Raw genomic sequence first — 12,153 nt, 5'->3', positions numbered from 1 at the left:
TCGTGCGGTCGGGCTCAGCGGGGCGCGTAGCCCTGTGCGTACTCCTGGGCGTACCGCTCCGCGTACTCCTCCGGCATCGGGCGGGTGTCCAGGTAGAACCACTCGGCGGTCGGGCTCGGTGACGGGGCGTCGGCCGGACGGCCCGGGCGGGAGTCGGCCCAGGCCCCGGCGGGCTGCTCCTGGGGGTCCGCCGCCTTCTGGGCGTTGGCCGCGTGCTTCGCCGGGCCCGGCATCAGGAGCTCCACCCGCAGGCCCTTGCCGCGCTGCTGGGCCGTGAACTCCTCGACCTGGCTGCGGCAGGCGTGGTCCAGATGGGTCACCCCGGTGAGGTCGAGGCGGATACGCGGCTTGCCGGCCTCGGCGGCGGCCTCCAGGGCCTCGATGACCTCCGGGAGGCGGAGGAACGTCGCGTTGCCCGCCATCACCACCTTCGCCGTGTCGTCCTCGATGTGCTGCTTGATGACCGTCTGCGACATGCGCACGGCGGCCAGCACGATGCCGGCGGCCAGACCGATGAGGACGCCCTCCAGCAGGGCCGTCGCCACGATGACCAGCGTGGTGACCGTCATGACCGCGAACTCGCCCCGGTCCTGGCGCCACATCTTCGGGAACTCGTACGGCGCGAACAGCTTCCAGCCGCTGTGGATGAGGACACCCGCGAGGACCGAGATCGGGATCAGGGCCAGCACCTGGGGCAGCAGGATCGCGAACGCCAGCAGCCACAGGCCGTGCAGGGTGCGGGACATACGGGTCTTGGCGCCCGCCTGGACGTTCGCCGAACTGCGGGCCACCACCGCGGTGATGGGCAGCGCGCCGAGCAGGCCCGCCACCGTGTTGCCGGCGCCCTGGGCGATGAGCTCGGGGTTGTAGCGGGTCCGCGCGCCGTCGTGCATACGGTCCACCGCGGCGGCGGTGAACAGGGACTCCGCCGAGGCGATCACCGTGAAGGTGAGGATCGCGGTGATGATGCCCGGGTCGGCGAGACCCGCGAACTGCTCCGCGCCGGGGACCTGGACGGAGGCCAGCAGGTTGCCGACCTGGAGCGTCTTCACCTCCACACCGGGGAGCGCGGCGACCGCGATACCGATGCCCACGGCGACCAGCGCCGCCGGGACCTTCTTGACCGGGCCCGGCACGTTCTTCCACACGAAGCTGAGGACGACCGTGAGGACGGCGAGGCCGGCCGCGATCAGCGTCTGGGGGTTCGACACGGTGTCGGCGATCAGGCCCGGGATACCGGCCATGTTCTCGAGCGCGGTGCCGGGGGCCTTGGCGTCGGCCGCCGGGTACGCCTGACTGAACATCAGCGGCAGACCGATGCCCGCCAGCATGCCCTGGACGACCGCCAGCGAGATCGCCTGGAAGAACCGGCCGAGCTTCACCAGGCCGAGAATGATCTGCAGGATGCCCGAGAAGAGGACGATCACGCCGAGCATCGCCACGCCGAATTCCATCACCGTCTCGGCGACCAGGGCGGCGAGGCCCGCGGCAGGGCCGCTGACCTGGAGGGTGCTGCCCCGGGCCACACCGACGACCAGACCGCCGATGACACCGGAGATGATGCCCAGCTCGGCCGGGACGCCGGACGCCACGGCGACGCCGATGCACAGGGGGAGGGCCACGAGGAAGACGACGAGGGACGCCGTGATCTCGGTGGCCAGGTCGGCCTTCTGGCCGCCCGAGGACTTGGCGCCCTTCGAGAACATCCCGAACATCCCGGCCCCGGGCATCCCAGCCCCGGGCATCCCGGCCCCGGAGGCCCCGGCATCCGTACGGGACCTGGGCCCCCTGGACGCCTCGGGGGGTGCGTGGCCCGGACGTGGCGGCCGGGACGGGGGCGGTGGGGTCGCCCACGCGTCATGGCGCCGAGGTGCACCCCAGGCCTCCTGGTGGGCCGAGTCGGCCCAGCCGTCCTGGGGTGCGGGGGACGACCTCGTGGGCCCCCACTCCTCCGGCACCCGGGCCCACGGGTCCTCCGGCGCGGAGCCCGCCTGCTGCTGTCCCCCAGGATCCAGCCAGACCGTGTGGCCCGCGTCCGCTGCCGTGGGGCGGGCTTTGGCGTGCCGTCCGTGCCCGTGTGTGCCGCTCATCCGGCGTGCACCCGGAACAGACCGTCCTCGTCGAGCTCGTGCACCTGGCCGGTGTCCACCTCGTAGTACCAGCCGTGCAGGTGCAGCCGTCCCGAGTCGAGCCGCTCCCGCGCAGCCGGGTAACTCCGCAGTACGGTCAGCTGGTTGACGATGTTCAGCTGCACCACGTCGGTCAGCGACGGGTCGTTCAGGGTGCCGTCGAGCAGTGGTGTGAGGCCGGGGCGGGCGAGCCGCAGCCAGGCGTCCACGCCGGGCAGCCCGGACAGGTCGTCACCGGACTTGAGGGCGCCCATCGCGCCACAGTAGGAGTGGCCGCACACGACGATGTCCTGAACGCCGAGCACCTCCAGTGCGTACTCGATGGTGGCGGCCTCGCCCGATGCGCCGGGCTGTCCATGGGGCGGAACGATATTGCCGGCGTTCCGCAGCTCGAATATTTCACCGGGCCGTGCGCCCGTGATCAGGGCGGGTATGACCCGCGAGTCCGAGCAGGTAATGAACAGCGCCTCCGGATATTGACCTTCGGCCAGTTTCCGGTATTCGCCACTTTCGAAGTCGACCCGACGCTTGAACGAGCGAGCGCGGTCCAGCAATGCCTTCACGGTGCCTCCAGCAGGGGTCTCGCACCGCGCCAGGCATGGTGTACGAGGGTGTCTCCAGCCATGCCTGACGCGGTATTTGGCCAGGTCAGGGGCAGGACAGGGGAGTTGTTTGACCTGGTCCCCATCACCGTAGAACAGTCGCTGCCAGCGGAAGGTTAGAGGAACACTAAACGGCAGCCATGAATAGTCCAGACTTTGTCCGGTCACTTCAGAGGGACCCTAAGAGAACGTCAACAGCCGTAGTCCAGACATTTTTGAGCGGCTGCTCACATTGTCCCGGATCTGTGCGACACGGCATTGACGGATCTTGTAGCGTGTAACCTCCGCGGCACGGAATTCGCGCTGTCCGGACGCGTGGTCGATGACGCGTGGTTGATGTTGACGGTTCACGGAGAGGCGGAACGCATGGGCGTACGAGTGCTGCTCATCGAGGATGACCAGACGATCGCCGAACCGCTCGCCGAGGGTCTGGGCCACTTCGGGCTGGCCGTCCATCATGTCGGCACCGGCACCGAGGGCTTGAGGGGGCCGTACGGCGATGTCGTGCTGCTCGACCTGGGCCTGCCGGACATGGACGGCATCGACGTCTGCCGTGGCATCCGGCAGACCTCCGACGTCCCCATCATCATCCTCAGCGCGCGGGGCGAGGAGGCCGACCGCGTGCTGGGCCTCGAACTGGGTGCGGACGACTACCTGGCGAAACCATTCAGCATACGTGAGCTGGTGGCACGTGTACGCGCGGTGACCCGGCGGACGCAGCGCGCCGGACAGGTCGGCCAGGCCGGACCGGTCGGACAGGCCGGACAGGCCGGTCAATCCGGCCAGTTCGCGGGCGCGGACGCCTACGGTGCCGGTACGGACGGGGGGTTCGGCACCGGACAGTCCGGCGGCGAGCCCGTCGGAGCATCCGCGCGGTCGGGCTCCGCGTCGAGCGCGCGGGGCGCCGAGTCCTGGTCGCGGGGCGGGGAGTCGTTCGGCGGAGATTCCTTCGGGGGCGACTCGCTCCGTAGCGACTCGTACGGCGGCGAGTCGTTCGCCGGGACCACGGGCACAGGGGCCACGGCACCCGGGCCGTCCTCCGACCCGTACGAACCCGCCGACGCCCCCCGGCAGTTCGATGCCTCGCGGAGCTTCGAAACGGGCCCCGTCGACACCGGGCGCTCCCCGGAGCACGGCAGCACGCAGGAGCCGAGGGGGTCCCGGCGTGCAGGCCGCGCCCACGACGCGAACAGCTCGTTCGGCGCGCCCGGCTCCTACGACGCGGCCGGCTCCTACGACTCGACCGGTTCGTTCGGCGCGGCGCGCTCCTTCGACTCGACGGGTTCCTTCGACTCGGCGCGCCCGTACGGCTCGACCGGTTCCTTCGACACGACCCGCTCGTTCGAGGCCCCCGACCCCGCCTTCGACCCCGCACCGCCACCCGAAGCCGCACCCGAGGGGCCTTCCGGGCCGCTCGTCGTGGACCGCAGGACGCGGCAGGTGTGGGTGGGGAACTCGCCCGTGGCCCTGACGCCCAAGGAGTTCGAGCTGCTGGCGCTGCTCACCGAGGACCCGGGCGCGGTGTACTCGCGGCAGCAGATCCTCGACCGCGTCTGGGACCCGCACTACGAGGGCCCGACGAAGACGCTGGACGTGCACGTGGCCACGCTGCGGCGCAAGCTGGGGAACTCGGCGTGGATCCAGACGCTCCGCGGGGTCGGGTTCCGGCTGGCGGTGCACACGCAGCCGCCCGCCGCGTACCGGGCGCCAGGACCACAGGCGGCGTATCGATGACCCGGCGCCTGCTGCTCAGCTATCTCGGCCTCACGCTCCTGGTCCTGCTCTGCCTGGAGATCCCGCTGGGTTTCGTCTACGCGCAGTACGAACAGGAGCGGGTGGTCAACGCCGCGAAGGACGAGGCGGAGGCGGTGTCGGCGTACGCCTCGCTGTCGATCGACGCGGGGCGTGCCGGGGAGGATCTGCAGCCCCAAGCGGTCAAGTGCGCCCAGCGCCTCGGCGGCCATGTGCTGATCGTGGACCAGTCCGGCGCGGTGCTGGCCACCTCCCATCAGGTGTCGCCCGACGAGTCCGGGAACCTCGCCGCCCAGCCCGGCATCGCCGCGGCACTCCAGGCCAACTCCGCGTCGGACGTGCGCACTTCCGTCATCGGCGGTGTCGAGTACATCGCGGTCTCGGCGCCGGTCACCCACGGGGTGGAGAAGCTCGGAGCCGTACGGCTCACGGTGCCGACCCAGATGGTGGTGAACCGCGTCCAGCACTTCTGGCTGCTGCTCCTCCTCGGCGGGCTGACGGTCCTTTCCGCGTTCGCCGTCGTCGGGTTCGCCATCGCCCGCTGGACAGGGCGCCCCATCCGCGAACTGGAGCTCGCCACCTATGAGTTGGCCGACAGCGGCACGGTGAGCCCGGTCGCGATCACCAAGGGTCCCCCTGAGGTGCGCAGCCTCGCCGCCACCTTCAACCGCACCGCAGCCCGTCTCGAACACCTTCTGGCCTCCCAGCGCGCCTTCGCCGGCGAGGCCTCCCACCAGCTCAAGACCCCGCTCGCGGCGCTGCGGCTGCGCCTGGAGAACCTGGAGTCCGACATCGCCCTGAACGCCCGGGGCAGCCTCACCGCCGCGATGACCGAGACCGACCGGCTGGCCCGCATGGTCGAGGGGCTGCTCGCGATGGCCCGGCTCGACGAGAGCGCCGGCGAACGCGATCGGGTGGACGTGGACCAGGTGTGCGCGGAGCGGCACCGCGCCTGGAACCCGCTGTACGAGCAGCACGGTGTGCGGCTCGCGCTGGTGGGGGACTACACGGGCCAGGTGCTGGCGGTGCCCGGCGCGGTGGAGCAGATCCTGGACAACCTGCTCTCCAACGCGCTGCGCGTGTCACCGCCGGGGTCCACCGTGCTGATCGACCTGCACCGCCCGGCGCCCCACGAACGCCGTTTCGCCCACCCCTTCCCGCACCCCCGCACGGCGGGCCAGGGCCGGGTCGAACTGCACGTCATGGACGAGGGACCCGGTATGACGGAGGAGCAGTGCCGCCGCGCCTTCGACCGTTTCTGGCGCGCCCCCGACGCCCCCAAGGGCGGTACGGGCCTGGGGCTCGCCCTGGTCCAGCGCCTCGCCCACGCCGGCGGCGGCGAGGCCGTCCTGCGCCCCGCCCCCAGCGGCGGTCTCGACGCGGTGGTCCACCTTCCGTGCGCCCCGCACCCGAACCGGGTCGGCACCCCGTTCTCGGAACACCGGCCCTCGAGACCGCTGGAGGCCACCCGCTGAGCGCACAGATCCCATCAGCGCGCCCGATGTCACCGAGACATCAGCACGACCGATGCCATCGAGCCATCAGCGTCCGATGTCACCGCGCCCGCACCTCATACGTCGCCACCCGCACCGCCTCGTCGTCCAGGCACTGACCCGTCTCCAGGTCGAAGCGCTGCTTCAGGAGCGGGGAGGCGACGAAGGGGCGGCCCTGGTGGGTGCCGGTGAGGCCGCGGGAGAGGACCGCGGCGCCGCCGAAGGGGTCGCGGTTGTCGATCGCGTACAGCTCGCCGTTGCGGTCGCGGAACAGGGCCGCCTGGCGGCCGTCGGGGAGCAGAGCCGCCACGCCTCGGCCGGGGGTCAGCCGGGTCAGGTCGCAGACCGTGAACCAGTCGTCCCCGAGCTGGAGTTGGATCTTCAGGTCGGTGGTCTCGAGTGCCAGGGTCATCGCTGGGCGCTTCCTTCCAGGACGTCTGCCGGGTTTTCTGTGGGGCGCATGCCGATGGACAGCAGGGGCAGGTCGGGCTTGATCTGGTCGCGCTCGGGGACGAAGCCGACGACCGGGTCGGGGGTGTCCGGCGCGTTCACGAAGGAGACGAACCGGGCCAGCTTCTCGGGGTCGTTGATGGTGGTCGCCCACTCGTCGGCGTAGTTCGCCACGTGCGCCGCCATCAGGGACTCCAGCTCCTCGCAGATGCCGAGGGAGTCCTCCACGACCACGTCGCGCACGTGGTCCAGGCCGCCGGGGATGCGCTCCAGCCAGGTGGAGGTGCGCTCCAGGCGGTCGGCGGTGCGGATGTAGAACATCAGGAACCGGTCGATCAGACGAATCAGTTCGCCGTCGGAGAGGTCCTGCGCCAGCAGGTCCGCGTGGCGCGGGGTGGCGCCGCCGTTGCCGCCGACGTACAGGTTCCAGCCGCCCGCCGTGGCGATGATGCCGAAGTCCTTCGACTGGGCCTCGGCGCACTCGCGGGCACAGCCCGACACCGCGGACTTGAGCTTGTGCGGGGAGCGCAGGCCGCGGTAGCGCAGCTCCAGGTCGATCGCCATGCGCACCGAGTCCTGGACTCCGTAGCGGCACCAGGTCTGGCCGACGCAGGACTTCACCGTGCGCAGCGACTTGCCGTAGGCGTGGCCGGACTCGAAGCCCGCGTCCACCAGCCGCGTCCAGATCAAAGGGAGTTGCTCAACCCGCGCGCCGAACATGTCGATGCGCTGGCCGCCCGTGATCTTCGTGTAGAGCCCGAAGTCGCGGGCGATCTCGCCGATGACGATCAGGCCCTCCGGGGTGATCTCACCGCCGGGGATGCGCGGGACGACCGAGTACGAGCCGTTCTTCTGGAGGTTGGCGAGGAAGTGGTCGTTGCTGTCCTGCAGGGCCGCCTGCTCGCCCTCCAGCACGTAGCCGCTCGCGCCGATCGTCGGGGCGAGGGAGGCGATGATGGAGCCGACCGTCGGCTTGCAGATCTCGCAGCCGTCGCCGCCCCGGGCGCCCTCACGGCCGTAGCGGTCCAGGAGCTGCTGGTAGGTGTTGATGCGCAGGGCGAGGACGATCTCGTACAGCTCCTCGCGGGTCTGTGAGAAGCAGCCGCACAGGCCCTTGTCGACCTCGACGCCCGACGCCTCCAGCTCGGCGGTGACCAGCTGGCCCAGAACCTTGACGCAACTGCCGCACGTCGTGCCGGCCTTGGTGCACTTCTTCACCTCGGGCACGGTGGTGCACCGGTGCTCGGTGACCGCCTCGCGGATCGTGCCCTTGCGTACGTTGTTGCAGGAGCAGATGATCGCGTCGTCGGGCAGCGCGGTCGGGCCGAGCCGGTCCGGGGCCCCGGTGCCGGCGGGCAGGACGAGGGACTCGGGGGAGACCGGCGGGACCGAACCCGTGAACGCGCGCAGCGTGCCGTACGCCTCCGCGTCGCCGACCAGGATGCCGCCGAGCAGCGTGCCGTCCCGGCCGATGACCAGCTTCTTGTACAGACCCGAACGGGAGTCGGAGTAGACGACGTCGAGGCAGTCCTCGGCCGTGCCGTGCGCGTCACCGAAGGACGCCACGTCGACACCGAGCAGCTTCAGCTTGGTGGACAGGTCGGCGCCGGTGAACGTCAATTCCTCGGTCTCGTCCTCGGCGATGGTCGCCGCGGCCGTCTCGGCCTGCTCGTAACCGGGCGCGACCAGGCCGTACACCCGGCCGTCGGAGGCCAGCGCGCACTCGCCGATCGCGAACACGCGCGGGTCGGAGACGGTACGGCACTGCTCGTCGACCGTGATGCCGCCGCGCTCGCCGACGGTCAGTCCGCAGTCACGGGCGAGCTGGTCGCGGGGCCGGACACCGGCGGAGAACACCACCATGTCGGCGGCCAGTTCGGAACCGTCGGACAGCTTCATGCCGGTCACGGTGCCCGAGGCGTCCGTGAGGATCTCCTGCGTGCCCACGCCCGTGTGGACGGTCAGGCCCATGTCCTCGATGGTGCGCAGCAGCGCCGCGCCACCGCCGTCGTCCACCTGCACCGGCATCAGACGCGGCGCGAACTCCACGATGTGGGAGGTGAGTCCGAGGCCCTTGAGCGCGCCGGCCGCCTCCAGGCCGAGCAGACCACCGCCGACCACCGCGCCGACCGTCGCCTTCGCCTTCGCGTACTCCTCGATCGCGAGCAGGTCCTCGATCGTGCGGTAGACGAAGCAGCCCTCGGCGTCCTTGTTCGGGACCGGCGGGACGAAGGGGTACGAGCCGGTGGCGAGGACGAGGGTGTCGTACTCGAAGACCTGGCCGGACCTGGCGGTGACCTTCCTGGCCTCGCGGTCGATGGTCTCCGCGGGGTCGCCGACGTACAGCTCGATGCCGTGGGTGTCGATGAACTCCATGTCCGTCATGGACAGTTCCTCGGGCGTCCGGCCCGAGAAGTACGAGGTGAGCGCGACACGGTCGTACGCGGGACGCGGCTCCTCGCACAGCACGACCACGCGGTGCGTGGCGGTCAGGCCGCGCTCGGCGAGCGCTTCGAGGAAGCGCTGGCCGACCATGCCGTGGCCGACGAGCACGATCGTGGGGGTGGCCCCCGGGGTGGCGGTCATTCAGGAGCCTCCATCGTTGGTGAGCAGGTGGAGCAGAGGAGCGCGGCCCTGCGGGAGCGGCTCTGCTCCCTCCCAGGCGCGGGCGAGCGCGCCGACGGTGCCGAGTTCGCCGACGAGCACCCCGCCGACCAGGCGGTCGTCGCGGACGACGACCTTGCGGTAGGTGCCCCGGGTGGCGTCGGCGAGCTGGACGACGTCGTCGCCGGGGCGGGGGTCGGGCTCGCCGAACGCGGCGAGGTCGAAGAAGTCCCCTCCGGCCAGGGTGAGCCGGGTGAGCGCGCGGGTGCCGGTGTAGCGGGCGGCCGCGCCGCCGGCGGCCCCGGCCTCGGCTCCCGTCTCGGCCCCTGTCTCGGCCCCTGTCTCGGCAGCGAGCAGCTCGGCGAGCACGTCGGCCTGTTCGAGGGCCGGTGTGGCGAGGCCGTAGACCTGCCCGTCGTGCTGGACGCAGTCGCCGATGGCCCGGATGTGCGGGTCGGAGGTGCGCAGCTCGTCGTCGACGAGGACGCCCTTGTGGACGGCGAGCCCCGCCCGCACGGCGAGAGAGACGCGCGGGCGGACCCCACAGGCAAGGACGAGGATGTCGGCGTCCAGCGCGTACCCGTCGGCCATCTCCACGGACCGTACGGCCCCGCCGACGCAGCGCACGCCACGGACGCGCGACTCGGTGTGCACCTCGACCCCGAGGTCCGTCAGATGCCGCCGCACCAGCTTCGAGGCCGACGGGTCGAGCTGCCGCTCCATCAGCCGCTCGCCCTGCTGCGCCAGCACCACCTGGGCGTCGCGCCGGGCGAGGGCACGGGCGGCGGAGACCCCGAGGAGCCCGCCGCCGATGACCACGGCCCGCACACCCGGCCGTACGGCCTTCGACAGCCCCAGGCAGTCGTCCATCGTGCGGAACGCGTGCACGCCGTCCGGGAGTTCGTGCCGATGGGGGTCGAACAGACCGCGCAGGGCGGGCAGGACGGGGTTCGAGCCGGTCGCGAGGACGAGCGTGTCGTATGCGATCACGGAACCGTCCGCGCAGTACACCTCGCGGGCCGCACGGTCGATGCCGGTGACTTGCCCGCGCGTGATCTCCGCGGGCGCCGGGAGGGCGATCACCTCGGGCGTGTACCGGCCGGCCAGGACGTCGGCGAGCAGTACGCGGTTGTACGGGGTGTGTGCCTCCTCGCTCACGAGGACGGCGGACACGCCGAGCTCACCGAGCCGCCGGGCGAGACGTACGCCCGCGAGGCCGGCGCCGATCACCACCACACGCGTATTCGAGGTCATGCCCCCGAGCGTGCGGTGCCGGTGTTACCCGACCGCATCACGTCTGTTTCCCACGGGGAACGCTGCCCTCTTCACCGGGCCGGACGGGATGTGAGGGATTTCCGGCGGGCCGGTGGGGGCCGTGGGGCCCGTGAGGCGACACGAATGCCCTGCTCAGGTGCCCTGGCACAGCTCAGGAGCTGCTCAATTCCATGGACTGCACATGTATCCCGTCCATAAGGTTCCGATCATGCCCGACATATCGCTGACCATGGTCGTCCTGCTCTGCCTCGCCGCGCTCGCGGCCGGATGGATCGACGCCGTGGTGGGCGGCGGCGGACTCCTGCTGCTGCCGGTGCTGCTGCTCGGGCTGCCGAACACGTCGTCCGCCGCCCAGTACGCGCTCGGCACCAACAAGGCGGTGGCCATCGTCGGCACGACGGGCGCGGCCGTGACGTACGCGCGCCGGACGCCCGTCGACGTGGGGGTCGCCGTACGGATCGGGCTGGGCGCGCTCGCCGGGTCCACGGCCGGGGCGTTCGTGGCGGCCCTGATGAGCACGGACGTGCTGAAGCCGGTCGTCATGGTCGTCCTGCTCGCGGTCGGTACCTTCGTGATCCTGCGGCCCGCCTTCGGCACGGCCCCCTCCACCGGGCCCGTCCCGGCGCGGCGCGTCCTGGCCGCGATCGGTCTCGCGGGCGTCGGCATCGGCTTCTACGACGGGCTGGTCGGCCCCGGCACCGGCACGTTCCTCGTCCTGGCGCTCACCGCCCTCCTCCACCTCGACCTGGTGACGGCCTCCGCCACCGCCAAGATCGTCAACTGCTGCACCAACGCGGGCGCCCTCGCGACGTTCGCCTGGAAGGGCACGGTGTACTGGCAGCTGGCCGCGCTGATGGCCGTGTTCAACCTGGTCGGCGGCATGGTGGGCGCGCGCACCGCGCTGAAGAAGGGCAGCTCCTTCGTGCGGGTCGTGCTGCTGGTGGTGGTGTTCGCGCTGGTGGCGAACATGGCGTATCAGCAGTGGCTGGCGTGAGTGCTGGGGTGTGAGTGCTGGGCTGTGAGTGCTGGGTGTGACGGTCGTCGGGGGTGCGTGAGTGTCGGGGCGTGACGGTCAGGGCGTGAGTGGCGGGGCGTGAGCGCCGGGGCGTGACGGTCAGCGTGCACTGGACGGTCGTACGCCCGTGAGGTGCGCGAACACGACCACGTTGCCCCGGTAGCCGGTGCGCTTGGAGTAGCCGCCGCCGCACGTGATCAACCGCAGCTCGGGCCGGTCGGCGGCGCCGTACACCTTCTCGTCGGGGAAGGCGTGGGCGTCGTACACCTCCACCGCGTCGACGGAGAACACGGCGACCGTGCCGTCCCGCCGCTCGACCTCGACGCGGGCGCCCTTCGCGAGTGCTCCCAGCCGGTAGAAGACGGCGGGCCCGTCCGCGGTGTCGACGTGCCCCGCGACGATCGCGGTGCCCTCCTCACCGGGCGTGGTGCCCGCCTCGTACCAGCCGACGAGGTTCTCCTTGTTCGTCGGCGGGGCGTCGAGGCTGCCGGTGGCGGTGAGGCCGAGGCGCATGAAGGGGGCGTTCACACGGATCGAGGGGATGCGGACGCGCTCGGGCGGGGACGGCGGCAGGGCGGGCACCCCGGCGGGCACCTCGGGCCCGGAGCGGGTGTGGGCCTGGGCCGCCGACGGCTGCGGCGGCGCACCGTGCTCGGTGCCGCTGCGGAGCAGCCACGCACCGCAGCCGAGGGCGACCACGGTGGTGCACGTTATGGCGGTGTTGCTGAACCCGCGCACGTGACCTGCTCCTTTCACGGCTGTGTGATGCTCCTCTCTCGTCCCCTCACGCGTACCTCCCCTCCGGGCCGAGGGGCGGGGGCCCGGAGGGGAGG

Annotated in this window: 9 protein-coding genes; 3 read left to right on the top strand and 6 right to left on the bottom strand. The window is 71.5% G+C overall.

The window, feature by feature from the left end; translation table 11 throughout:
- Window positions 1-14: 14 nt before the first annotated feature.
- Window positions 15-1,706, bottom strand: a complete 1,692-nt coding sequence (locus FPZ41_RS20145; RefSeq protein ID WP_228022853.1) for a SulP family inorganic anion transporter — start codon at window positions 1,704-1,706, stop codon at window positions 15-17.
- Between the two features lie 380 nt (window positions 1,707-2,086).
- Entirely contained in the window at window positions 2,087-2,692 is a 606-nt protein-coding gene (locus FPZ41_RS20140) for a carbonic anhydrase (protein ID WP_322620475.1), read from the bottom strand.
- Window positions 2,693-3,097: 405 nt separating this feature from the next.
- On the opposite strand from FPZ41_RS20140, the gene FPZ41_RS49905 reads away from it, so the two are divergent.
- Together FPZ41_RS49905 and FPZ41_RS20130 are read left to right on the top strand one after the other, a co-directional pair.
- On the top strand, window positions 3,098-4,465 hold the full coding sequence (locus FPZ41_RS49905; protein WP_152864526.1) for a winged helix-turn-helix transcriptional regulator: 1,368 nt from the start codon (window positions 3,098-3,100) through the stop codon (window positions 4,463-4,465).
- Window positions 4,462-5,958, top strand: coding sequence for a sensor histidine kinase (locus FPZ41_RS20130; protein ID WP_152864524.1), 1,497 nt, complete (start codon window positions 4,462-4,464; stop codon window positions 5,956-5,958). The genes FPZ41_RS49905 and FPZ41_RS20130 overlap by 4 nt, the downstream gene beginning before the upstream one ends.
- Before the next feature lie 79 nt (window positions 5,959-6,037).
- On the opposite strand, the gene nirD is transcribed toward FPZ41_RS20130, so the two are convergent.
- From nirD to FPZ41_RS20115, 3 genes are read right to left on the bottom strand one after another with little or no spacing between them, the layout of a single operon-like run.
- Window positions 6,038-6,388: a nitrite reductase small subunit NirD gene (gene nirD / locus FPZ41_RS20125; RefSeq protein ID WP_152864522.1), complete on the bottom strand. Its 351-nt coding sequence runs from the start codon at window positions 6,386-6,388 to the stop codon at window positions 6,038-6,040.
- Window positions 6,385-9,012, bottom strand: a complete 2,628-nt coding sequence (nirB, locus tag FPZ41_RS20120; protein ID WP_152864520.1) for a nitrite reductase large subunit NirB — start codon at window positions 9,010-9,012, stop codon at window positions 6,385-6,387. Before nirB ends, nirD begins: the two co-directional genes overlap by 4 nt.
- Entirely contained in the window at window positions 9,013-10,284 is a 1,272-nt protein-coding gene (locus FPZ41_RS20115) for an NAD(P)/FAD-dependent oxidoreductase (RefSeq protein WP_152864518.1), read from the bottom strand.
- Window positions 10,285-10,513: 229 nt separating this feature from the next.
- Here FPZ41_RS20115 and FPZ41_RS20110 point away from each other — a divergent pair, with 229 nt between their 5' ends.
- Window positions 10,514-11,299: a sulfite exporter TauE/SafE family protein gene (locus FPZ41_RS20110; RefSeq protein WP_152864516.1), complete on the top strand. Its 786-nt coding sequence runs from the start codon at window positions 10,514-10,516 to the stop codon at window positions 11,297-11,299.
- A gap of 120 nt (window positions 11,300-11,419) precedes the next feature.
- Here the strand turns inward: FPZ41_RS20110 and FPZ41_RS20105 are convergent, their stop codons facing one another.
- Complete coding sequence (locus FPZ41_RS20105; RefSeq protein WP_322620474.1) at window positions 11,420-12,058, bottom strand: class F sortase; 639 nt, start codon at window positions 12,056-12,058, stop codon at window positions 11,420-11,422.
- Between the last annotated feature and the right edge of the window lie 95 nt (window positions 12,059-12,153).

This window comes from Streptomyces acidicola, from assembly GCF_009377235.1.
GTDB classification, from domain to species: domain Bacteria; phylum Actinomycetota; class Actinomycetes; order Streptomycetales; family Streptomycetaceae; genus Streptomyces; species Streptomyces acidicola.
Note: the sequence above shows the minus strand (reverse complement) of the source record. Positions and strands in the feature narration are given on the sequence as shown.